General features: G+C 74.9%; 18 protein-coding genes. 10 read left to right on the top strand and 8 right to left on the bottom strand.

Annotated elements, in window-relative coordinates:
* Window positions 1-19: 19 nt before the first annotated feature.
* The 3 genes from TBIS_RS13125 to TBIS_RS13115 form a co-directional block, all read right to left on the bottom strand.
* On the bottom strand, window positions 20-448 hold the full coding sequence (locus tag TBIS_RS13125; RefSeq protein ID WP_013132881.1) for a hypothetical protein: 429 nt from the start codon (window positions 446-448) through the stop codon (window positions 20-22).
* Window positions 449-546: 98 nt separating this feature from the next.
* Window positions 547-1,506, bottom strand: coding sequence for a glycosyltransferase (locus TBIS_RS13120; protein ID WP_013132880.1), 960 nt, complete (start codon window positions 1,504-1,506; stop codon window positions 547-549).
* Between the two features lie 28 nt (window positions 1,507-1,534).
* Window positions 1,535-2,065, bottom strand: a complete 531-nt coding sequence (locus TBIS_RS13115; RefSeq protein WP_148231527.1) for a D-glycero-alpha-D-manno-heptose-1,7-bisphosphate 7-phosphatase — start codon at window positions 2,063-2,065, stop codon at window positions 1,535-1,537.
* Window positions 2,066-2,292: 227 nt separating this feature from the next.
* Between TBIS_RS13115 and TBIS_RS13110 the strand changes: the two genes are divergently transcribed.
* From TBIS_RS13110 to TBIS_RS13070, 9 genes are read left to right on the top strand one after another with little or no spacing between them, the layout of a single operon-like run.
* A complete protein-coding gene (locus TBIS_RS13110; protein WP_013132878.1) occupies window positions 2,293-3,930 on the top strand; it encodes a carbamoyltransferase family protein in 1,638 nt (545 codons plus the stop codon).
* Window positions 3,930-4,895, top strand: coding sequence for a glycosyltransferase family 2 protein (locus TBIS_RS13105; protein WP_013132877.1), 966 nt, complete (start codon window positions 3,930-3,932; stop codon window positions 4,893-4,895). Before TBIS_RS13110 ends, TBIS_RS13105 begins: the two co-directional genes overlap by 1 nt.
* Entirely contained in the window at window positions 4,892-5,923 is a 1,032-nt protein-coding gene (locus tag TBIS_RS13100) for a glycosyltransferase family 9 protein (RefSeq protein ID WP_013132876.1), read from the top strand. Before TBIS_RS13105 ends, TBIS_RS13100 begins: the two co-directional genes overlap by 4 nt.
* Window positions 5,920-7,113: a glycosyltransferase gene (locus tag TBIS_RS13095; RefSeq protein ID WP_013132875.1), complete on the top strand. Its 1,194-nt coding sequence runs from the start codon at window positions 5,920-5,922 to the stop codon at window positions 7,111-7,113. The genes TBIS_RS13100 and TBIS_RS13095 overlap by 4 nt, the downstream gene beginning before the upstream one ends.
* 1 nt (window position 7,114) lies before the next feature.
* Window positions 7,115-7,666: a D-sedoheptulose-7-phosphate isomerase gene (locus TBIS_RS13090; RefSeq protein WP_013132874.1), complete on the top strand. Its 552-nt coding sequence runs from the start codon at window positions 7,115-7,117 to the stop codon at window positions 7,664-7,666.
* On the top strand, window positions 7,663-9,048 hold the full coding sequence (rfaE2, locus tag TBIS_RS13085; protein ID WP_013132873.1) for a D-glycero-beta-D-manno-heptose 1-phosphate adenylyltransferase: 1,386 nt from the start codon (window positions 7,663-7,665) through the stop codon (window positions 9,046-9,048). The genes TBIS_RS13090 and rfaE2 overlap by 4 nt, the downstream gene beginning before the upstream one ends.
* A gap of 39 nt (window positions 9,049-9,087) precedes the next feature.
* On the top strand, window positions 9,088-9,768 hold the full coding sequence (locus TBIS_RS13080; RefSeq protein WP_013132872.1) for an SDR family oxidoreductase: 681 nt from the start codon (window positions 9,088-9,090) through the stop codon (window positions 9,766-9,768).
* Entirely contained in the window at window positions 9,759-10,751 is a 993-nt protein-coding gene (locus tag TBIS_RS13075) for a glycosyltransferase family 9 protein (RefSeq protein WP_013132871.1), read from the top strand. Before TBIS_RS13080 ends, TBIS_RS13075 begins: the two co-directional genes overlap by 10 nt.
* Complete coding sequence (locus TBIS_RS13070; RefSeq protein ID WP_013132870.1) at window positions 10,748-11,737, top strand: UDP-glucuronic acid decarboxylase family protein; 990 nt, start codon at window positions 10,748-10,750, stop codon at window positions 11,735-11,737. The genes TBIS_RS13075 and TBIS_RS13070 overlap by 4 nt, the downstream gene beginning before the upstream one ends.
* Before the next feature lie 140 nt (window positions 11,738-11,877).
* Here TBIS_RS13070 and TBIS_RS13065 read toward each other — a convergent pair whose 3' ends face one another.
* Window positions 11,878-12,225 carry an SPW repeat domain-containing protein gene (locus TBIS_RS13065; RefSeq protein WP_013132869.1) on the bottom strand — a complete coding sequence of 116 codons (348 nt, stop codon included), beginning with the start codon at window positions 12,223-12,225 and terminating at the stop codon, window positions 11,878-11,880.
* A gap of 569 nt (window positions 12,226-12,794) precedes the next feature.
* The gene (locus TBIS_RS13060; protein ID WP_013132868.1) at window positions 12,795-14,288 is read right to left on the bottom strand and encodes an endo-1,4-beta-xylanase; all 1,494 of its coding nucleotides are present in this window, start codon (window positions 14,286-14,288) and stop codon (window positions 12,795-12,797) included.
* Window positions 14,289-15,083: 795 nt separating this feature from the next.
* Here TBIS_RS13060 and TBIS_RS13055 point away from each other — a divergent pair.
* Window positions 15,084-16,352: an extracellular catalytic domain type 1 short-chain-length polyhydroxyalkanoate depolymerase gene (locus TBIS_RS13055; protein ID WP_013132867.1), complete on the top strand. Its 1,269-nt coding sequence runs from the start codon at window positions 15,084-15,086 to the stop codon at window positions 16,350-16,352.
* A gap of 336 nt (window positions 16,353-16,688) precedes the next feature.
* Here TBIS_RS13055 and TBIS_RS19910 read toward each other — a convergent pair whose 3' ends face one another.
* The 3 genes from TBIS_RS19910 to TBIS_RS13030 all read right to left on the bottom strand — a co-directional run bounded on the left by TBIS_RS19910 (window position 16,689) and on the right by TBIS_RS13030 (window position 22,159).
* Window positions 16,689-17,720, bottom strand: coding sequence for an ATP-binding protein (locus TBIS_RS19910; RefSeq protein ID WP_050760532.1), 1,032 nt, complete (start codon window positions 17,718-17,720; stop codon window positions 16,689-16,691).
* Window positions 17,645-20,311 (bottom strand): helicase HerA domain-containing protein, encoded by a 2,667-nt coding sequence (locus TBIS_RS19905; protein ID WP_050760531.1) that lies wholly within the window; start codon window positions 20,309-20,311, stop codon window positions 17,645-17,647. The genes TBIS_RS19910 and TBIS_RS19905 overlap by 76 nt, the downstream gene beginning before the upstream one ends.
* 681 nt (window positions 20,312-20,992) lie before the next feature.
* Window positions 20,993-22,159: an endonuclease domain-containing protein gene (locus tag TBIS_RS13030; RefSeq protein WP_013132863.1), complete on the bottom strand. Its 1,167-nt coding sequence runs from the start codon at window positions 22,157-22,159 to the stop codon at window positions 20,993-20,995.
* Window positions 22,160-22,302: the final 143 nt, after the last annotated feature.

Genomic DNA, 22,302 nt, shown 5'->3' with positions numbered 1-22,302 from the left:
CGCCCTGCGGGACCGCGGTTCACCGGTCGTGCCCGTACGGCCCGGCCGGCCGGAGCCGGTTGAGGGCGATGGTGAGCGCGGTGCCCCAGAGCAGGTGCCCGGCGAGGGGCAGGGCGAGGCGGCCCGGGCCGTCCGGCGCGGCGGGGAACGCGCCGATGCCGGTCACCCGCCGCCGCAGGGCCGCGAGCCAGACGGCGATGCCGTACGCGGCGCCGACCGGGAGGGGGAGCCGGCGCCCCGCGGAGAGCAGCCCGAGCAGCGCGCCCGATCCGGCGCCGAACGCGTACTGGATGATCGCGTCGAGCGCGTCCTCCTCGGCGGCGGTCCTCCGCCGGGGGCGTCCCGCCCGCCGGAGCATGCTCGCCCGGTCACCGGCGATCGCCATCGCGTTGTACACGGCGGTCGCGAGCGCCCCGCCGAGCGCGCCGTTCACCAGGTACCGCATCATGTCGGATCCGGTTCCCGGCGGGATCTGTGCCTAGTGCCAGGCCTGTGCCGTTCTCGGTAAAACGTGCACCGGCCACGCCCGGGGCACCGTCGCGGGGCTCACCGGGCCGCGCGCACGACCTCCTCCAGCAACCGGTCCCACTCGGCGAGGAAGCGGCCGAGGCCGTACCGGGCGAGCGCGGCCGCGCGCGCCGCCTTGCCGGCCCGGGCGGCGAGCTCGGGGTCGGCGGTGAACTCCCGCACCGCCTCGACCAGGACGGGCAGCCGGGTGGAGACCACGCCCGCCTCGGGCGGCACCGCCTCCACCGCCTCGGTGGCCGCGAGCGCGACCACGGGCATGCCGAGGAGCATCGCCTCGATCAGCGCGAGGCCGAGCGAGGTCCACCGGTAGGGGTGCAGGTAGACCCGGCGGCGGGCTAGCCGCTCGTGCATCACCCGCTGCGGCAGGTCCTCGTGCACGCGCAGCTCCCCGGCCCGGCCGAGCGCGGCGGGCAGCCCGGTGACCCGCATGCCGAACACGTCTAGGGGCGCCGCGGCGGCGAACGCGGGCAGCAGGTCGGTGCCCGCCACCCGCCACCGCCGGATCGGCTCGTTGATGACCACCCCCGCCCGGGGCAGCTCCCCGGTGTAGCGGTGGCCGGGGTCGACCACGCCGTGCTCGATCACCCGGGTGGGGGCCCGGCCGGAGTCCCAGAACAGGGCGTTGAAGTGGGTGACGTGGACCAGGGGGATGTCGTCCCGGTCGGCGAGCGGGTGCCGGGTCCGGGGCACGTCCCCGGCCGGGGTGTTGTGCTCCACGTAGACACCGGGCACGGTGCGCCGCAGCCACCGGCGGGCGAGCTCGATCTCATGAGGGCGCTGGTAGACGGCGACGTCGACCTCCTCGCCGGCGAGCCGGTCGTACGGCACCTCGCGCACCGACTCCGGCCAGGGGTAGGTCACGGCCCGGCCGCGGCCGTCCGGGCCCCGGTCCGGGGTGACCGGCACCAGGTATTCGTGCCCGCCCTGCACGAACGACGTGGTCCACGCGCCGTGGACGTGCCAGACCAGGATCCGCATCGCCTCACCGCCCTTCCGGCGACCGCGGTCACCGCGCCCACCCGCGGCCGGTGACCGGCCCGCCGGCGAGCACCAGCTCCACGGCGGCGGCGAGGTCGGCCGCGACCGCGGGCGCGGCCGCCACCTCCGCGGCGCGCGTCACGGGGGTGGGCACGAGGATCGCCCGCGCCCCCGCGTTGCGCGCGGCGGCCACGTCGCGGCCGATGTCGCCGATCACCACGCAGTCGGCCGCGGTGACACCGAGCGCGGCCGCGGCGCGGTGCACCAGCCCGGGGGCCGGTTTGCGGCACGCGCACCCGTCCGCCGCGCCGTGCGGGCAGACCTGCCACACGTCGAACGGGCCGAGCAGCTCCTCGACCCGGGCGTTGACCGCGGCGAGCTCGGCCGGGCTGATCAGACCGCGGGCCACACCCGACTGGTTGGTGACCACCCCGACCCGCACCCCGGCCCGGCGGAGCCGGTCGAGCGCGGCGCGCGCCCCGGGCATGGGCTCCACCCGCCCCGGGTCGGCGTTGTACGGCACATCGCGGATGAGCGTCCCGTCCCGGTCGAACAGCACCGCCGCCGGCACCCGGGCGCCAGGCGGCCGGGCGGGCCGTGCGCTCGGGGAACCCCTCACGGCCGTGGGCTACCCACGGGCCGCGGGGGCAAACGGGGCGCCGCGCCGGCCCACGGCGTTCCATTTGGTTTTTTTCCTTAATTCAGCCAGCCGTCGGCAAAAGCGGGTTTTGACGGGCTCTCCTCGGCAACCACCCCCGGGACTCCGGCGCAACGGAGGGGTCGCCGATGCGTTTCCTCGGGATCAACGCGATCTTCCACGATCCGGCGGCCGCGCTGGTCGTGGACGGGCGGATCGTCGCCGCGGCCGAGGAGGAGCGGTTCAGCCGCCGCAAGCACGGCAAGCGCCCGGTGCCGTTCTCGGCCTGGGAGCTGCCCGAGCAGGCGGCCGCCTGGTGCCTCCGGCAGGCCGGGTTACGCCCGCAGGACCTCGACGGGGTGGCGTACTCCTACGACCCCGCCCTGGTCCGGCCCGGGCAGGCGGGCCTGGACGGGCACTGGGAGGAGCTGCGCACCCGCTACGCGCGCCGCGCCCCGCACTTCCTCGCCACCGCGCTCCCCGGCCTCGACCCCGCCCAGGTGCGGTTCGTGCCGCACCACGTCGCGCACGCCGCATCGGCCTGCCTCGCCGCGCCGTACCCGGAGTCGGCCGTGCTGGTCTGCGACGGACGCGGCGAGGCCGCGTCCCACCTGGCGGGCCACCACCGCGGCGGTGAGCTCACCGTGCTCGCCGCCCAGGAGCTGCCCAGCTCGCTCGGGCTCATGTACGAGGAGCTCACCGAGCACCTCGGCTTCCAGCGCTCCAGTGACGAGTACAAGGTCATGGCGCTCGCCGCGTACGGCGAGCCGCGCCACCTGGAGGCGTTCCGCGACCTCATCCGCCCGACCGGGGACGGCGGCTTCCACGTCGAGCCGATCGACTGGCACGCCTTCGCCAAGCCGCCCACCGAGGAGGGGCGGTGGACGAGCGAGCACGCCGACCTCGCCGCGAGCGTGCAGGCCCGGCTCGAAGAGGTGCTGCTCGACCTCGCCCGGTGGCTGCACGCCCGCACCGGCGCCCGCCACCTCACCATGGCCGGCGGGGTGGCGCTCAACTGCGTGGCGAACACCCGGCTGCTCGCCGAGGGGCCCTTCGACGACGTCTGGGTGCAGCCGGCCGCCGGCGACGCCGGCACCGCGCTCGGCGGGGCCCTCCACCTCGCCGCCGAGCACGGCGAGCCGATCACCCCGATGGACGGCGCGGACCTCGGCCGCGGCTGGACCGACGAGGAGCTCGCCGCATGGCTCGACCGGGCGCGCGTGCCGTACGAGCGGCCGGACGACCTCGCCGCCGCGGTCGCCGCCGAGCTCGCCGCGGACCGGATCGTCGCCTGGTTCCAGGGGCGCGCCGAGTACGGCCCGCGGGCGCTCGGCCACCGCTCGCTCCTGGCGCACCCGGGCCACGCGGCCAACACCGAGCGGCTCAACGACGTGAAAGGGCGCGAGCCCTTCCGGCCGGTCGCCCCGATGGTGCTCGCCGAACGGGCCGGGGAGATCTTCACCCGCGGGCCGCTGACCAGCCCGTACATGCTCTTCATCCACGACGTGCGGCCCGGCTGGCGGGAGCTGATCCCCGCGGTCGTGCACGTCGACGGCACCGCGCGCATCCAGACGGTGGACCGGCGGCGCGAGCCGCTGCTCGCCCGGCTGCTGGAGGAGTTCGAGGCGCGCACCGGGCTGCCCGTGCTCGTCAACACGAGCCTCAACACCGCCGGCCGGCCCATGGTCGACGACCCGCGGGACGCCCTGGAGTGCTTCGGCTCGGCCCCGGTGGACGTGCTCGCGCTCGGGCCGTACCTCGTGCGGCGGGGGGAGGTGTTCCGGTGATGGCCGGCCCGGAGGTCACCGTGGTGATCCCGACGGTGGGCCGGCCGAGCCTCGCCGCGGCGCTCGCCGCCATCGGCCCCGGCCCGGAGGTGATCGTGGTCGACGACCGGAGGGACGCCCGAACCCCGCTCCCCGTGCCGGACGGGGTGCGCGTGCTCGCCACCGGCGGGCGCGGGCCGGCCGCGGCGCGGAACGCCGGCTGGCGGGCGGCCACCACCCCGTGGGTGGTCTTCCTCGACGACGACGTGGTGCCCGCACCCGGGTGGGCCGGGGCGCTCGCCCGGGACCTGGGCGGGCTCCCCGGGCATGTCGCCGGAAGCCAGGGCCGGATCCGGGTACCGTTGCCGCCCGGCCGCCCGCCCACCGACGAGGAGCGGAACACCGCCGGGCTCGCCACCGCCCGCTGGGCCACCGCGGACATGGCCTACCGCCGTCGGGCGCTCGAGGCGGTCGGCGGGTTCGACGAGCGGTTCCCCCGCGCCTACCGGGAGGACTCCGACCTCGCCCTGCGGGTGCGGCGCGCCGGGTTCACCCTGGTCCGGGGGGAGCGGGTGACCGTGCACCCGGTCCGGGACGACGGGTTCTGGGCGAGCCTGCGCCGCCAGCGCGGCAACGCCGACGACGCGCTGATGCGGCGGCTGCACGGCCCGGGGTGGCGGGCCGCCTCCGGCGCGCCGCCCGGACGTCTCAGCCGCCATGTGCTCACCACGCTCTGCGGGCTGTTCGCCGCGGCGCTCACCGCGATGGGCGCGCACCGGAGGCGCGCCGGAAGGGCGGCGGCCCGGATCGCCGGCCTCGCCTGGCTCGCCCTCACCGCCGAGTTCGCCTGGGCGCGGATCGCGCCCGGGCCGCGCACCCCGGGCGAGATCCTGCGCATGGCGGTGACGAGCGTGCTCATCCCGCCGGCCGCCTGCGCGTACCGGCTCGGGGCGGAGGTGGCGCTCCGGACGGGAGGGGCGAGGTGACCGGGACCGTTCTCGTGGTGCGGCCCGACAACGCGGGCGACGTGCTGCTGGCCGGGCCGGCGGTCCGCGCGGTCGCGGCCGGCGCCCGGCGGGTCGTGCTGCTCGCCGGGCCGTACGGCAGGGCCGCGGCCGAGCTGCTGCCCGGCGTGGACGAGGTCCTCGAATGGCGCACCCCGTGGATCGACCCCGGCCGGGTGCCGGTGACCGAGGCGCACGCCGCCCGGTTGATCACCGCGGTGCGGCGGATCGCCCCCGACCAGGCACTGATCTTCACGTCGTTCCATCAGTCGGCGCTGCCCATGGCGCTGCTGCTCCGGCTCGCCGGCACGCCCCGCATCGCCGCGATCAGCGCCGACTACCCCGGCACCCTGCTCGACGTCCGCCACGTGGTGGACGAGACCGTGGACGTGCCCGAGCCCGAGCGCATGCTCGGCCTCGCCCGGGCCGCCGGGTTCCACCTGCCCGACGGGGACGACGGCCGGCTCGCGGTGCGCGGGCCGCTGCCGGACACCCGGCACCTCGCCGGCCCGCCCGGGTACGTGGCCGTCCACCCGGGGGCGAGCGCCCCGGCCCGGACCTGGCCGCCCGAGCGGTGGGCCGAGGCGGTCGCCGCGCTCGTGCGGGCGGGGGAGCGGGTGGTGGTCACCGGCGGCCCGGGGGAGCGCGCGCTCACCCGTCTGGTCGCCGCGGCCGGCGCCGTCGACCTAGGCGGCCGCACCACGCTCCGCGAGCTCGCCGCCGTCCTCGCCTCCGCCTCGGTGGTGGTCGCGCCCAACACCGGGGCCGCGCACCTCGCGGCCGCCGTCGGCACCCCGGTGGTCAGCCTGTTCGCCCCGGTGGTGCCGGCCGCCCGCTGGGCGCCGTACCGGGTGCCCGCCGTGATCCTGGGCGACCAGGCGGCGCCGTGCCGGGGGAGCCGGGCGCGGATCTGCCCGATCCCCGGCCACCCCTGCCTCTCCTCGGTCCGTGCCGAACAGATCGTCGAGGCGGTCCGCCGTCTCTCCACCGTGAAGGAGTGTGTCCCATGAGGATCGCCCTCGTCTCGGAGCACGCCAGCCCGCTCGCCCCGCTGGGCGGTGTGGACGCCGGTGGGCAGAACGTCCATGTCGCCGCGCTCGCCCGCGCCCTGGCGCTCCGCGGCCACGAGGTCACGGTGTACACCCGGCGGACCGAGCCCGGGCGGGCGGACCGGCGGGCCATGGCGCCCGGGGTCACGGTCGAGCACGTGCCCGCCGGGCCGGCGGAGCCCATCTCCAAGGACCGGCTGCTGCCGTACATGCCGGAGTTCGCCGCGTACCTCCACCACCGGTGGGCGGCCGACCGGCCGGACGTCGTGCACGCCCACTTCTGGATGAGCGGGCACGCCGCCCTGCTCGCCGCCGAGCCCATGGGCGTCCCCGTGGTGCAGACCTACCACGCGCTCGGCACCGTCAAGCGGCGGTGGCAGGGCGCGGCCGACGGCAGCCCGCCCGAGCGGATCGGCATCGAGCGCGAGATCGGCCGGCGCGCCCAGGCGGTGATCGCGACCTGCACCGACGAGGTGCGGGAGCTGTCGGCCATGGGCGTCCCCCACGGGAAGATCGCCGTGGTGCCCTGCGGGGTCGACCTCGGGCTGTTCCGCCCGGACGGCCCGGTCGCGCCCCGCGGCGACCGGCCGCGCATCCTCAGCATCGGCCGGCTGGTGCCGCGCAAGGGCGTGGACACGATCATCCGCGCGATGTGCGAGACGCCCGGGGCCGAGCTCATCATCGCGGGCGGCGCGCCGGGGGAGGAGGAGGCCGACCGGCTCGCCACGCTGGCGGACGCCTGCGGCCTGGCGGACCGGGTGCGGTTGATCGGCAGCGTCGCCCGCGGCGACGTCCCCGCGCTGATGCGCTCGGCCGACGTGGTGGTGACCGTGCCCTGGTACGAGCCGTTCGGCATGGTGCCGCTCGAGGCGATGGCCTGCGGGGTGCCCGTGGTCGCCTCGGCGGTCGGCGGCCACCTCGATACCGTCGCCGGCTGCGGGGTGCTCATCCCGCCCCGGCGGCCGCGCGCCCTCGCCCGGGTGCTGGGCGACCTGCTCGCCCGGCCCGACCTCCGCGCCGCGCTCGCCGCGGCCGGGGTGCGGCGGGCCCGCGCCCGGTACGGGTGGGCGACGGTGGCGGCGCGGACCGAGGCCGTCTACCGCGAGGCGATCCTCGGCCGGCTCGGGCGGCTCGCCGTGGTGGGAGGCTGACATGCACCCTCATCTGGCCAGGCTGCGCACCGCACTGCACGCCCTCGACCGGGAGGCGCCGAAGATCCAGGCCTGGGGGCTCAAGCTCGCCGCCGTGCTCTCCGGCGGCGGGCGGATGCTCGCCTGCGGCAACGGGGGCTCGGCCGCCGAGGCCCAGCACCTCACCGCCGAGCTGGTGGGGCGGTACCGGTCGGACCGGCGGCCGTACTCGGCCATCCCGCTGCACGCCGACGCCTCCAGCTTCACCGCGATCGGCAACGACTTCGGGCCCGGCGAGGTCTTCGCCCGGCAGGTGCGCGCGCACGGCCGGCCGGGCGACGTGCTCATCTGCCTGTCCACCAGCGGGGCGAGCGGGAACGTGCTCGCCGCCGCGGCCGCCGGTCGCGAGTGCGGGCTCACCACCTGGGCGCTCACCGGGCCGGCGCCCAACCCGCTCGCCGTGCTCTGCGACGACGCGGTGGCGGTGCCCGAGCCCGATGTCGCGATCGTCCAGGAGGTGCACCTCACCGTGATCCACATGCTCTGCGACGTCATCGAGGAGGCAGGCGCGTGAGAGGGCCCGTCGTCGTCATCGGAGACTGCCTGCTCGACGTGGACCTCGAAGGCGACGCCTCCCGCCTGTCGCCCGAGGCCCCGGTGCCGGTGGTCGAGGACCCGTCCGCCTACCACCGGCCGGGTGGCGCCGGCCTGGCCGCCGCGCTCGCCGCCCGCGGCGGGACGGAGGTCGTGCTGATCACCGCGCTCGGGGAGGACCCGGCCGGGCACCGGCTGGCGGAGCTGCTCCCGGTCGACCTGGTACGGCTCCCGCTCCACGGCACCACGGTCCGCAAGGTCCGGGTGCGCGCCCGCGGCCAGACCCTGCTGCGGATCGACGCCGGGCGCGGCGGGCCGCGGCCGGCCGACGGCCCGGCGGCGGAGCGGGCGGCCGCGGCGCTGCGCGGTGCCGGGGCGATCCTGGTCGCCGACTACGGGGGCGGGGTGGCCGGGGCCTGCGCCGGGCTGCTCCGCGGGCTCACCGCGCCCATCGTCTGGGACCCGCACCCGCGGGGCGCGCCGCCGCCGGGGTGGTGCGCGCTCGTCACCCCGAACGAGGCGGAGGCGGCCGCCCTGTGCGCCACCGCGTTCCCCGGCCCGCCGGGCCCGCCGCCGGACCGGGCCGCCCGGCACCTGGTGCGGCGCCTCGGGGTGGCAGCGGTGGCGGTCACCCTCGGCGAACGGGGCGCGGTGCTCGCGCGCCGGGACGGCGGCTGCGCACCTATCCCAGCGCCGGTGGCCCTCGCCGGCCGGGACGCCTGCGGCGCCGGTGACGCGTTCGCCGCGGTGGCGGCGGCCGCGCTCGCCGGCGGGGCCGGGATCGAGGACGCGGTCACCGCGGCCGTCGGCGAGGCCACCCGGTTCGTGGCCGAAGGCGGTGCGGCCGCGTTCCGCCGCCCCGCACCCGGCGACCCGGTGACCGGCGCGGGGCGGCTCGTCCCGCCCGGGGCGCCGGCGTTCGAGGTCGCCGACGCGGTGCGGGCCGCCGGCGGGCGGGTCGTCGCCACCGGCGGGTGCTTCGACCTGCTCCACGCCGGGCACGTGAGCCTGCTCCGCCGGGCCCGGGCGCTCGGCGACGCGCTCATCGTCTGCCTCAACTCCGACGCCTCGGTCCGCCGGCTCAAGGGACCCACCCGCCCGGTGGTGCCGGAGCGGGACCGGGTGGAGGTGGTGAGCGCGCTGGCGTGCGTGGACGCGGTGACCGTCTTCGACGAGGACACCCCGGAGCGGGTGGTCGAGCGGCTGCGCCCGCACGTGTGGGTGAAGGGCGGCGACTACGCCGGCCGGCCGCTGCCCGAGGCGGAGGCCGTACGGCGGGCCGGGGGCGAGGTCGTGATCCTGCCGACGCTGCCCGGCTACTCCACCACGCGGCTGATCGCGGCCGCCCGGAGCGCCGCCTGACGCCCGCACGGCGGACCGATGAGGAAAGGGGCACATCCGATGCTGGGAACCGTACTGATCACCGGGGGCGCCTCCGGCCTGGGCCGGGCCACCGTCGAGGCGGTCGCCAAGGCGGGCGGGCGGCCGCTCGTCATCGACCTGCGCGCGTGCGCCGGGGACGTGGAGCACGTGTGCGCCGACCTCGCCGACCGGGACCAGGCCGAGCGCGCGGTCCGCGAGCTCGCCGAGCGGGCGGGCGGCCTCGACGGGGTGGTGACGTGCGCGGGCATCGACGTGTGCGGCCGGCTCGAGGACGTGCCCGCCGACCGGTGGGAGCGGGTGATCCGGGTCAACCTCATCGGCACGGCCGCGGTGGTCCGGGCCGCCCTGCCGTACCTGCGCCGCAGCCGCGGCACGGTGGTGACCGTCGCCTCCACCCTCGGGCTGCGCGCGGTGAGCGACGCCACCGCGTACTGCGCGAGCAAGTTCGGCGTGGTCGGGTTCACCCGGGCGCTCGCCGCCGAGCTCGGGGACGAGGTCGGGGTGACCCTGCTGATCCCCGGCGGGATGCGCACCGCGTTCTTCGACGGCCGGGACGAGAAGTACCGGCCGGGCCCGGGCGTGACGCTCAGCCGGCCGGAGGACGTCGCGGACGCGATCGTCTACGCGCTCGGCCGGCCGCCGTCCTGCCAGGTGAGGGAGCTGGTCGTCTGCCCGGGCACGGAGACCTCATGGCCCTGACCGCGCACCGCACGGCACCGGCGGCGACGGCGCCCGTCCGCGCCGCGGCGCGGGGCCGCCCCGTCCTGCTCGCGCTGCGCGGGCTCGGGCTCGGCGACCTGCTCACCGCGGTGCCCGCGCTGCGGGCCCTGCGCCGCGCCCACCCCGGGCACCGGTTCGTGCTCGCCGCCCCGGCCCGGCTCGCCGGGCTGCTGCCGCTCATCGGCGGAGTCGACGAGCTGCTCGACGTCAGCGGGCCCGGCCCGGTGCCGTGGCGCGGCCCCGACGTGGCGGTCAACCTGCACGGCAGCGGCCCGCAGAGCACCCTGGCGCTGTGCCGCACCCGGCCCGGGCGGCTGCTCACCCACGCGCACCCCGGGATCCCCGGGGTGGCCGGGCCGCCGTGGCGGGAGGAGATGCACGAGGTCCGGCGGTGGTGCGCGCAGCTCGCCTGGTACGGCATCCCGGCGGACCCGGGCGACCTCGCCCTGCGCGACCCGGGCCGCAGCCCGCTGCGCGGCGGGGAGATCGTCATCCACCCCGGCGCCGCCTCCGGGGCGAGACGGTGGCCGCCGGAGCGGTTCGCCGAGGTGGCGGCCGAGCTCGGCCGCCTGGGGCACCCCATCGTCGTCACGGGCGGCACCGCGGAGATCGGCATCGCCCGGCGGGTGGCCCGGCTCGCCGGCCTGCCGGACGGGTGCGTACTCGCCGGGCGGACGGGCCTGCCCGAGCTCGCCGCGCTCATCGCCCACGCCCGGCTGGTGATCTGCGGGGACACCGGGGTGGCCCACCTCGCCACCGCGTACGCCACCCCGTCGGTGGTGCTCTTCGGCCCGGTCTCCCCGGACCGGTGGGGCCCGCCGCCCGGCGGCCCGCACATCGCGCTCTGGGCCGGGATCCCCGGCGACCCGCACGCGGACCGGCCCTCGGACGGGCTGCTGCGGATCGGGGTGCCCGAGGTGCTCGCCGCGGCGCGCCGGCTACTGGAGGTGAGCCCACGATGACCGACGCCTTATCACGGGGGAGGCTGCGCGGGAACCGGGTGGTGGTGACCGGCGGCGCCGGGTTCCTCGGGTCTCACCTGTGCGAGCGGATCATCGGCCTGGAGGCCGAGGTGATCTGCCTCGACAACCTCCTCACCGGGTCGCTCCGGAACGTGCGGCACCTGATCGGCGACCCGGCGTTCCGGCTCGTCCGCTGCGACCTCACCCAAGGCGCCGACGTGCCCGGGAAGGTGGACCTGGTGCTGCACTTCGCCTCCGCCGCGTCCCCCGCCGACTACCTGCGCCACCCGATCGAGACGCTCGAGGCCGGCAGCCTCGGCACCCGGCACGCCCTCGAGCTCGCCACGGAGAAGCACGCCCGGTTCGTCCTCGCCTCCACCAGCGAGGTGTACGGCGACCCGCTGGAGCACCCGCAGCGGGAGACGTACTGGGGCAACGTCAACCCGGTCGGGCCGCGCAGCGTCTACGACGAGGCGAAACGCTACGCCGAGGCGCTCACCACCGCCTACCGGAACGCGCGCGGCACGGACACCGCGATCGCCCGGATCTTCAACACCTACGGCCCGCGGATGCGGCCGCACGACGGCCGGGCGATCCCCACGTTCATCCGCCAGGCGCTCACCGGAGAGCCGATCACCGTGACCGGGGACGGCAGCCAGACCCGGTCGATCTGCTACGTGGACGACACGGTCGAGGGCGTCCTCGCGCTCGCCGCGAGCGGCTTCCCCGGCCCGGTCAACATCGGCAACCCGGCCGAGATGTCGATGCTCGAGCTGGCGGAGACCATCCGCGACCTCGCCGGGTCCTCGTCGCCGATCACGTTCGTCCCGCGGCCCACCGACGACCCGGCCGTGCGCCGGCCGGACATCACGCTCGCCACCGAGCTGCTCGGGTGGCGGCCGCGCGTCGACCCGCGGACCGGGCTGCGCCGCACCATCGCGTGGTTCGCCGAGGAGCTCGCCGTGCCGTACTCGATGGCGCGGTGAACCGCGAGCGTGTGCTCCGGGCCCGACATGCCAAGGCCCCTCCCGCCGCCGACCGGAAGACGACGGGAAGGGCCGCACCGGGGAGGTGGCAGGGGCCGGGCGCGGGCCGGGTGGCCGGGCGCCTCGGGCCCGGAGTTGGGTCAGCTGTGCGCGGACGCCGGGGTCCGGGCCTGCAGAGAGGTCACGAAGCCGACGATGAGGGCGATGGCGCCGGCGGCCCAGGCGGTCCAGGCGGCGGCCGCGTCGCCGTCGAAACCGAAGGCCCAGGGGGAGACGAAGAGCAGTGCGGCGAAGGCGGCGGTGACCCAGGAGCTCGCGCCGCCCGATCCGACCAGGGACCACAGGGCGGAGACCACGAGCAGGGCCCCGAGCAGGAGGAGCGGCTGAGTGGCGGCCGCGGCGTCGCTCGCCCAGATGAACGGTGCGAGCACAGAGGCGAGGCCGGCCAGGAGGGCGACGATGTCGGACAGCGATCTCGGAAGACCCATCCGTGCCTCCGTGACATGGGATAAGCGGATGTTTGACCCCAACGGTCCGCTTGATTGACCGCCCGGTCAATTGTCCGGCCCGTGAGGGTCACCTAACGCCGCGGCGCCGTGGTCACCGCCGGCCATGACAGGCGGTGCGCTGTTCTCTTCGGGAGCTGCCCGTGGACCGCCCGCCTCGCCCCGGTAGCGGGAGCGGTGAGCCACCTGGCTCCGACCGTGTCCGTTACTCGGAATCTTGCTCGGCAACGCGCGGACCGGCCTACCTCGGCGGCCGCCGGAGCCCCGGCCAGCGGGCGTCCGGCCTGGCAATCCAAGGGGTCTGGGTGTCGGAGTACAACCGGCCTGGAAGGCAGGCACGGGGCCCGGGCCACCGGGCAAGGGGATGCCGGAGCCTTCCTCCCGTGACCGGTCCTGACCGTCCCGAAAACGAAACAAAGAAGCGCCATCCCCGGAAACAGGGGACCGCTATCCCCGGAAGCAGGGGGGTCTGAAAAACAGGGGACCGCCTCCGGTGCGGCGGTGCCGTACCGGAGGCGGCCTCGGCGAGGGTCAATCAGCCCACGGGGCGATCACCAGGTCCAGGTCCACTTCTGGTTGTTGCCGCCCCAGCAGGAGTACAGCTGCAGCTGGGTGCCGTTGCCGGTGCCGCCGCCCACGGCGTCCAGGCACAGGCCGGACTGCACGCCGACGATGGTGCCGTCGGAGTTGAGCCGCCACTTCTGGTTGTTGCCGCCCCAGCAGCTGTAGATCTGGATGATCGCACCGTTTCCGGAGCCGCCCGCGTCCAGGCACTTGTTGCCGAAGATGCGGATCTCACCGGAGGAGGTGTAGGTCCACTGCTGGTTGGAGCCGCTGTGGCAGTCCCACAGCTGCACGCGGGTGCCGTCGGCGGTGTTGCCGTTGGGCACGTCGAGGCACCGGCCGGAGCCGACGCCCCGGATCTGGCCGCTACCGCCACCACCCGGCGGCGGCGAGACCGGCGGCTGCGACGGCGACGGCGAGGTCGGCGGAGTGCCGGGGACGTTCTCGTTCAGAGCGTCGAGCACCGCGTAGTAGGCCTGCTTCTTGTTGCCGTTGCCGTCGAACAGCAGCGGGTTCTGGTACGAGCGCCAGGAGTCGCTGTCGCGGACACCCCAGACGGTGATGCCGGTGCAGCGAGGCACGGCCAGGCAGTCCCGGATCACGTTGGCGTAGGTCTGGGGCGGAGCGCCCTCGATGTCCAGCTCGGTGATCTCGACGTCGACGCCGAGGGCCGCGAACTGCTGCAGGGTGGTGCGGAAGTTGGAGGGGTACGGGTTGCCGCTGTTGAAGTGCGACTGGAAGCCGACGCAGTCGATGGGCACACCGCGGGCCTTGAAGTCCCGCACCATGTTGTAGACGGCCTGGGTCTTGGCCGCGTTCCAGTTCTCGATGTTGTAGTCGTTGTAGCAGAGCTTGGCCGAGGGGTCGGCCTGGCGGGCGGTGCGGAACGCGACCTCGATCCAGTCGTCACCGGTGCGCTGGAGGTTGGAGTCGCGCCGGCGGCCGGAGTTGCCGTCCTCGAACGCCTCGTTGACCACGTCCCAGATCGGGATCTGGCCCCGGTAGTGGGCCATGACCCCCTGGATGTGGTTGATCATCGCCTGGCGCAGCGCCTGGCCGCTGAGGTTCTGCATCCACTGCGGCTGCTGCGAGTGCCAGGCGAGGGTGTGGCCACGGACCTGCTTGCCGCGCTGGCGCGCCCAGTTGAAGATCTGGTCGGCCTGGTAGAAGTTGAACTGACCCGGCTGCGGCTCGGTGGCGTCGATCTTCATCTCGTTCTCAGCCGTCACCGAGTTGAACTCGCGGTTCGCGATGTTCGCGTAGACCGAGTCGTTCAGCCTGTTCGCGGCGATGGCCACACCGAAGTACCGGCCGTGCTGCGCGGCACCCTCGGCCAGCGTGCTCGCCGCTGCGCTGGCGGGCTGGGACACCGTCAAGGCCGTGACCACACCGACCACGCCCACCGTGGCCGCGGCCAGGGCCTGGCGCAGCCGGCCGGTGAATCGCCGGGCTCCGGGTCTGGGGAAGGCGTTCACGCCCATGCCTGAGCCTCCATACAGGGACAGGGAAAGGGGGGGACCGCGGGAGCTCCCGCGGGATCGACGCCGCGCCCGCAGGCGCACACCACCACGGCGTCGGAGCACGGTCCCGCCGGCTTGTGCACCACCGCGTGATCGGCGGGGCCGCTTGCAGAGCAAGTGTGGAAACATGCCCGAAACTTGTCAATAGCCCGCTGAAAACTTTCGTACCCCGGGGACGAAGCAGCAGGTCGTGACCGAGTTCACAGCGCGGTGCCCGGGGCAGAAACTTTCGAAGCGCTCCGACAGCAGGCGCGGCCGGTGTACGGCATGGCGGCCGTGAAAATTTCACATCCGGGTCTTCCCGGACCGCGAACCGCATGTGAAATCCCAGGTGAACCGGCGTGGCCGCGGTGAAACGACGGGCACGCGGGCGGCGAACCTTGACGGAGGCCCGGTCTTGGTGTGTGCTCCGACCACACCACCCGCCACCGCGACGACGAGACGAGAGACGGCAAGACGAGAGAGGACGGGAGGATCCGGCTCGCCGAAATGCGGCACCGCCAGCGAAACCGCCCGCCGGCACCGAGCCGGCGGCGACCACATCGCCGGCATCGGCGGAAAGCCGAGGTACGGCGACGGGCGCGGCAGCCCACCGGCCGATCCGGCCCGGACACCCCGGCCGGAACGCCGTGCCGGTGACCGCTTTCCCGGCGTGAGCGGGCACGAGGCGCACGTGCCCGTCCGTACCGCCGCCTGCGCCGCGTCCCCTCCCATGCATGAGGCGCTTCTCGCGATCCCCCCAGCGAAGGCGGAAGGATGAGGCGGTTCTGGAAACTCACCCGTGCCGCGGCCCTGCTCGCGGCACTCTTCGCGCTCGTGATGCCCGGGCCGGCGGCGTCGGCCGCGGCCCTGACCGAGGTGACCAACTTCGGCCCTAACCCGGGCAACCTCCGGATGTACCTGTACGTCCCCAACGCCCTCGCGCCGAACCCGGGCGTTGTGGTGGCGATGCACGGCTGCAACGGCACCGCAACCGGCTTCTACCAGAGCACCGAGTTCGCGTCGCTGGCCGACCGGTACGGCTTCATCGTCATCTACCCGCAGGCGAACAAGAGCATCGGCGGGATGACGAACTGCTTCGACGTCTGGTCGAACGAGGCGCTGCGCCACGACGGGGGCAGCGACCCCGTGTCGATCGTCTCCATGGTCCGGTACGTGCTCCAGCGTTACAACGCCGACCCGGAGCGGGTGTTCGCCACCGGCTTCTCGTCCGGCGCGATGGAGACCAACAACCTGCTCGCCACCTACCCGGACGTGTTCAAGGCCGGCGCCCCCTTCGCCGGGATCCCGTACGGCTGCTTCGGACCGGCCGGGTGCGGGGACAAGACGCCCCAGCAGTGGGGTGACCTGGTCCGCAACGCCTACCCCGGCTACACCGGGCCCCGGCCGCGGGTCATGACCTGGCACGGCACGAACGACAACGTGCTCAACTACGGCATGCTGCAGGAGCAGGTCGACCAGTGGACGAACGTGTTCGGCATCAGCCAGACCCCCACCCGCACCGAGTACCCGCAGCCCAACTGGGTCCGGCGGGTCTACGGCTCCGGTGAGGTCGAGGCGTGGACCATCCAGGGGGCCGGCCACGATCTGCCGCATCCGGGAATGGCGGCCTACGCGATCAGCTTCTTCGGCCTGGACGGCTCCACCCCCGCGCCTCCGGCCTCGCCATCGCCGTCGCAGCCTCCGGTCTCGCCCTCGCCGTCGCCGTCCCAGCCGCCGGCGGGCAGGGCGTGCGAGGCCACGTACGCGCTGGTCAACCAGTGGCCGGGCGGCTTCCAGGCCGAGGTGACCGTGAAGAACACCGGCTCCTCGCCGATCAACGGGTGGACCGTTCAGTGGACCCTGCCGAGCGGCCAGTCCATCACCCAGCTGTGGAACGGTGACCTGTCCACCAGCGGCTCGAACGTCACCGTCCGGAACGTGAGCTGGAACGGCAACGTGCCGGCCGGCGGCTCCACCTCGTTCGGCTTCCTCGGCTCGGGCACCGGTCAGCTCTCCTCCTCCCTCACCTGCACGGCGAGCTGATCCCCCGCCCCGAGCCGGCCTGGAACCGGTGATCTCCCAGTGGACTGATTGACCCTCGCCCAGGCCGCCTCCGGTACGGCACCGCCGCACCGGAGGCGGTCCCCCGTCTTTCAGGGTGGGCTTGCCGACCTGCCAGGCCGGTCGCCCGGTGGCCGGGGCTCCGCCCGCGGCCGGCGAGAAGGGCCGGTGCGTGCGGTGCCGGGCGACGGACCAGGTGGAGTCATCCGAGGCGACCCGCCGGGCCCGCGCGGGCTCCGGGCCGGGTGAGCCGCTCCCTCCAGGGCCGGGGCGGTGCCCTGGAGGGAGAGGTCACCGGGGCGACCGGCCCGCCGGCTCCTACGCGGCCCGGCCGGCCGCCGCGCGGGCGACCACCTCTTCCTTGGTGAGCGGGCTGCGCGGATGGTGGCTCAGGCAGAACGGCGTGCGCGCCTTCTCGAACGCGCCGCCGTCGACGGCCGCGTAGAACTCGCCGGGCCGCAGCCGGCCGATGTCGGCGAGGCCCCGCCCGCCCTTGGCGATGGCCAGCTCATTGGCGGCCCGGATCTGCGCCGGGCTGCTGAGCAGGCCGATGAACTGGGTCGCCGCGTTCCCGGAGATCCGGTTGTGCAGGCCGCGCGGCGCCTGGGTGGCGAAGATGAGGCCGAGGCCGTACTTCCGCGCCTGGGAGGCGAGGGTGAGGGTGCTCTGCGTGCACGGGGTCATCGCCCCCGACGGCGCGAAGGTCTGCGCCTCGTCCATCACGAGCAGGCCGCCCAGCGGCCGGTCTCCGGCCGGGTGCCGCCTGATCCAGGAGAACAGCGCCATCTGGAGCTGGTTGACGAAGGTCTGCCGCTGGACGTCCGACTCCAGCCCGACGAAGCTGATCACCGACACCCGGGCCCGTTTCCCGGGCGGCGGGGTGAGCAGCGTGGCCGGGTCGACCGGCTCACCGCTGCCCGCGAACAGCCGATCGCTCACCATCGCCGCCCGCAGGTGCTGGGAGATATCGGCGGCGATCTTGCTGGCGCCGTCGATGATGCTCACCCCATCGGGCAGTGCGGCGAGCAGGCGGATCAGGCCGGTGAGGTCCGTGCCGCCGTTGCGCGCGTAGTGGATGACCGCCTCGCGGAGCACGGCCCGGCCGAGGTGGGCCTTGCTGGCGTTCCCGTCGAGCTTGGCCCGGGGGATGAGAGCGGCGACCGCGGTGTCCACCGCCTCCTGGAACTCATCCGGGTCGTCGGCGACCGCGGCGAAGTCGGGCAGCGGCGGGAAGTGCAGCGGGCGCCCCTTCTCCGAGCCCGGGGTCCAGATCGTCACGTCGGTGTGGGCGAGGTACTCGGCGGCGAGCGCGGCATCGCCCTCGCCCAGCCCGGCGGCGGCTCCGGCCACGGGTCCCCGAGCCGGGCGAGGTCGTTGTTCGGGTCGAGCACGATCGAGCTGACCCCGCGGAGGGCGCACTCCTCGATCAGCCGGCGGATCAGCACGGTCTTCCCCGACCCGGACCCGGCGAAGATCGCCGTGTGCCGCCGCAGCGCGCTCAGGTTGATCGTGACGGGCCTGCCGTCGATCGCCGACGCGCCGATGGCGATGACCGGATCGCCCGTGGCGGCACCGGCCCCGCCGGTGGTGGACGGGACCGGAGCGCCTGGACGGATGCCGACGGCGGCCGCCGGCGCAGCGGGCGTCGGTGCGATCGAACCTGTTCCGGCCGGTACGGCGGTGTGGGTGACAGGCTCGGCGAGCGGTACGGCGGTGCCGTACTGCGCCGAGCCGTTCGCACCAGGGAACCCGGCCGACGCCACGGCACCGGCCGCGGGATCGCTGACCGGTACGGCGGTGCCGTCCTGCAGCAGGCCGCCGGTATGAGACAGCCCGGTGGGCCCCGCCTCGACCCGAGGATCGGCGGGCACGGTGGCGCTGGCCATGGATTCGGTGGGAACGGTGGTTCCCGGCTCGGTGAGCATGCGGGTGCCGGCCGCGGGTTCAGTGGCGGTGGTAGTGCCCGGCACCGGCTCGGTCGGCGGTATGGCGGCACCGTCCAGCGGCAGGGCGCCGGTACCGGACCGCGCGGTCGTCGGCTGTTGTACGGCCGCGGGCGCCGCCGACGCCTGCGCCTCCCACTCACTGGTTCCGGACGGCGTGACGGGAACCTCAGGCGAGGTGAGGGCATCGCGCAGCGCCTCGGCGAAGATCTTGATCTGCGAGGTGGGCTTCCGCGCGACGAGCCAGGCCTCCAGGTGCGGCGGGTTGGCGGCGAGGAGCTGCGACAGCGCGGACATGATCTTCAGGTCCTCGAGCTCCAGCGGGAGGACCTTGCCGTGCGCCCGCTCCAGCGCGGAGAGGGCGTCCTGGGTGCGCTGGCCCTTCGCCCACCCCCGGTTCCGGAGGATGAACAGCCGCCGCTTGGGGACGTCGGGGCTGAGCCCGGCCGCCACCGCGGCATTGCGCAGCCGGGTCAGGGCGGCGCTGTGGTGGGTGGCGGCGATCCCGCGGAAGCTCCAGTGGAGCTCGTCCTCGTTCTGCTCGTCGAGGATCCGCCGCAGGCGGGCGTGGAGAGGCGCCTTGGCGCTGGGCGGTGGATCGACGGTGAACTCCCGCCCGGCCGCGCCTTGCTCGATGATCCACGCACGCAGCCCGTCGGCGAGCAGCCGCGGCAGCACCGCGTCCTCGGTCGCCGGGTCGAGCGCCGCCGCGGCGTCGGGGGCCGCGGCGCGCAGCTCGGCGAACCGGGTGTCGAGGGCGGCGAGCCGCTCGTCCGATACCGCGGGCGGAGCGGTGTAGTGGTCCGCGTGCTCGTCGGTGAGCCGCTCGAGCTCGGTGATCCGGCCGGTCTCCAGGCAGGACCGGATGTGCCGGTCGACGGTGATGAGGAGCTGCCGGGGGGTGAAGTCAGGAGCGTCCTCGAAGGCGGACGGCTTGACCGGCCAGGTCGGGTAGGGCGGGGTGAACCCGATGTCCTGGTACTGCGCGGTGAGCCGCTTCTCCACGAGCGCCCGTCCGGTCTCCGGATCCGGGAGCGAGGTGAGGGTGAACGTCTCCCGGAACCGGTCCTGCACGGTGTCGGTGGCGACGCTCTTGATCACCGCCCAGGTGGCGGGGAGGCACGAGACCACGGTGAGCGTGCGGCGGGTGACCTCCCGGAGCGTCATCAGGCCGCCGGCCACCTGCTCGACGGTGAGCTTGTACCGCCAGTCCAGCTCGCCTTGGCGATCGGTGGACAGCGCGGACTGGGCGACGAGCGTGTCGAGCTGGTCGACGGCGATGAGGGACGGGCCGGTGAGCGCCAGGAGACGCGACAGATCGCGCACGAGCTCCTGCGGTGTTTTCTCGACCGGGCGGATTCCCCATTGGGCGCGCTCCCCGGGCTCGCTCTCCGGGATCGCGCTGAGGTAGGCCTCTCCGACGGCCTGGGCGGCGAGATCGTCCGAGGCGTGCAGCACGAGGGCCCGGGCGGTGTCCTGAGTCTCGGCGGCCACCTGACGGTTCACCTGGCGCAGGGCCATGATGAAGGTGTCGAGCGTCTCCCGGCTGAGCGTCCGCTGCCCGAGCAGGGCCCGCCGTTCCATGCGGGGCACGCCCACGAGCATGGCGAGGCGCTCCACGGCGGTCTGAAGCTGTGGTCTGCCGTCCGCGCCCTCACGGGCCAGGCCGTCGAGGACGGAGAGCAGGACGCTCTCCCAGAACGTCTTGGCGTCGAGCAGGCTGACCAAGAAGAAGTACCCGCCGGAGGCCTGAACCTGCTGCCGGGCCCAGCCGAGCAGGTGGGTCTTGCCCGACCCTCGCTGGCCCTGGATCACGACGCCGATCGGGCTCGCGTCGGCGCTCTCCCGCGCCTCGGCCAGGCCGGCGAGCACGGTCTCGGCGACGCCCCGGTTCAGGTTCTCCAGGTGAAAGGGTGACGGGCGCCAGACATCGTCGGAGGTCAGTGCGTAGTTCAGCCTGAGCGCCCGCAGGGCGGCCCGTTCCCGATCCACGATCACGCTCCGATCCGGATGAGGTGCTTGGCCTGGTTGCCGATGCGCACGGCGGCCGCGCGGTCTTCCTTGGTGAGGACCTTCTGATTCGATTCCGGGACGATCTGCACGTCGGGCATCCGGTTCATCCGGCGCAGTACTCTGTCGACCTGGGCCTTGGTCACGTCGCCGCCGAGGAGCGGGCGGAGCCGGGAGAGACTCACCCAGGCCGCGGACCCTCCTACCAGTTCGCGATAGGCGGTCCGGATCCGCGCCTCGATGTCCTGGTCCGTCGGCGGCACGCCCGATCCGCCGGGCGCGTCGGCGCCCGGCGCGTTATCGGTGGCCGTCGCGGCGGTGGAGGACGCGGGTGAGGCGCTGCCGGAGGCTCGGGGTGCCGCCGGCGCGCCTGATGAGGTGACATCCGCGGCCGGGCACTCCGCGCGCGTGGTGGGCCCGAGGTTCTCCTCCTGGCCGAAGAGGTCGGCGAGGCTGAGTTTGTTGCGTTCCAAACCCCGGCCAAGGTTTCCCACGATCGCCCGGAGCGCCGCCTCGACCGCCTTGCCACCCGATCCGGAACCCGCGCTGGGCAGCCCGCCCTGCACGATCTCGCCGGCATGGCGCCAGCCGCGATCGGTGAGCACGTGGGCGAAGGCGCGGCCCTGCTTGCGGCTCTCGACGAACTTGAGGTCGTTCAGCCGCCTGCGGTCAGCGCCGTCGAGCGTCACGCCATAGCGCTCCTTGAGCTCGAGGTTGGACAGTTCGCGGTCCTCGGCCATCAGCACCAGGAGCAGGGCGCTCTGGCGCAGCGAGAGGGTCGTGTCGGACATGGTCTATTCCTTCGAGCGTTCCAGACCGGCGAGCCTCGAGGGTGTGCCGCAGCCGGTTGAGAACGTTGTCGATGTCGGTGAGGACTTGGTCGTTGGTGAACCGGAGCACGGTGTAGCCGTCCTGGCTCAGCCGGAGGTCGCGCTGCTGGTCGGCCGCCCGCCGGAGCGGCCGGCCGTGCTCGGGGCCGTCGATCTCGACGGCGAGCCGTTCCGCGCGCCACAGCAGGTCGATCCGGATGGGGTTGACGAGCGGGTCCGACTGGTAGGTCTGGTTCCACGCCCGCCCGGCCGCCCAGGGGCACTCCGCGAGCGCGCGCTCCAGCGTCTGCTCGGCCGTGCTCGCGGGATGGGGCTGCCCGGCGATCGGCGGATACCCCACCACGGGCAGCGCGTCGTCTTCGTGCTCCGTGGGCGGGAGCGTACGGCGGAGCAGCTCGAGCTCGGCGGGGAGCGTGATGGTGACGGTCTCCACGCGGTCGGTGGGGAGCGGGCCGCCGGTGAGCCAGACGCCGTACCCCCCGCGGTAGGCGAGCCAGTCGCACGCGGCGGCGAGCACGTCCGCCTCGGCGGGGGAGAGCCGCGCGGGCACGTTCATGAGGATCGCCACGCCGCGCCGCTGGTAGGCGGTGGCGAGCACCCGGGCGAGGCCGCCCGCCCGTACCTCGGGAGCGAACCGGCTGCGCACGCCCGTGGTGCGCCGCAGGGAGCGCTCGGCGAGGTCGGCGAGGAACGGCGCGAAGCGGGGGATGGCGGCCGCAGCCCGGAGCGCGAGCGCGCGGACCGCGGGGACGTTCGCGCCACCCGTCCCGGTGATGCCCGTGGCGCCGGGGAGCCAGGCGGGGAACAGGCCGATGGCGATCCGCTCCAGTTCGTCCAGGATGGCGGTCACCAGCTCCACGGTGGTGCGTGCCGGGCGGGGCCGGCAGGTGATGATCGCCGGTGCCGCCTCGGGCAAAGGCTCGATCGCCAAGGCGATGGCCTCGGCGTCGGCACCGGTCAGCCGCACCACGCGGCCGGTCGGCAGCTCCGCCCACGCGCTCGCCACGTCGATCCTCTGGTGATGTCAGCTCCGCGGATGCTCCGAATCGGCCAGAGGTTATCCCGCGGCGGCCAGCCATGTGGTGATATTTCGCAATCTCTACATCTAATCGAAAGCTGCCCCGCGGCCGCGAACCGCGGGGCCGGGCC

The organism is Thermobispora bispora DSM 43833, assembly GCF_000092645.1.
In the GTDB taxonomy this organism is placed as follows: domain Bacteria; phylum Actinomycetota; class Actinomycetes; order Streptosporangiales; family Streptosporangiaceae; genus Thermobispora; species Thermobispora bispora.
The sequence above is the reverse complement of the archived record's forward strand: the minus strand, read 5'-3'. Positions and strand labels throughout refer to the sequence as shown.

Excerpts from the sequence above, each read along its gene's own strand:
- TBIS_RS13120 (WP_013132880.1), bottom strand. The coding sequence starts at position 1,506 with ATGCGGATCCTGGTCTGGCACGTCCACGGCGCGTGGACCACGTCGTTC.
- TBIS_RS13090 (WP_013132874.1), top strand. The coding sequence starts at position 7,115 with ATGCACCCTCATCTGGCCAGGCTGCGCACCGCACTGCACGCCCTCGAC.
- TBIS_RS13055 (WP_013132867.1), top strand. The coding sequence starts at position 15,084 with ATGAGGCGGTTCTGGAAACTCACCCGTGCCGCGGCCCTGCTCGCGGCA.
- TBIS_RS13105 (WP_013132877.1), top strand. The coding sequence starts at position 3,930 with ATGGCCGGCCCGGAGGTCACCGTGGTGATCCCGACGGTGGGCCGGCCG.
- TBIS_RS13070 (WP_013132870.1), top strand. The coding sequence starts at position 10,748 with ATGACCGACGCCTTATCACGGGGGAGGCTGCGCGGGAACCGGGTGGTG.
- TBIS_RS13060 (WP_013132868.1), bottom strand. The coding sequence starts at position 14,288 with ATGGGCGTGAACGCCTTCCCCAGACCCGGAGCCCGGCGATTCACCGGC.
- TBIS_RS13080 (WP_013132872.1), top strand. The coding sequence starts at position 9,088 with ATGCTGGGAACCGTACTGATCACCGGGGGCGCCTCCGGCCTGGGCCGG.
- TBIS_RS13125 (WP_013132881.1), bottom strand. The coding sequence starts at position 448 with ATGATGCGGTACCTGGTGAACGGCGCGCTCGGCGGGGCGCTCGCGACC.
- TBIS_RS13110 (WP_013132878.1), top strand. The coding sequence starts at position 2,293 with ATGCGTTTCCTCGGGATCAACGCGATCTTCCACGATCCGGCGGCCGCG.
- TBIS_RS13065 (WP_013132869.1), bottom strand. The coding sequence starts at position 12,225 with ATGGGTCTTCCGAGATCGCTGTCCGACATCGTCGCCCTCCTGGCCGGC.
- TBIS_RS13075 (WP_013132871.1), top strand. The coding sequence starts at position 9,759 with ATGGCCCTGACCGCGCACCGCACGGCACCGGCGGCGACGGCGCCCGTC.
- TBIS_RS13095 (WP_013132875.1), top strand. The coding sequence starts at position 5,920 with ATGAGGATCGCCCTCGTCTCGGAGCACGCCAGCCCGCTCGCCCCGCTG.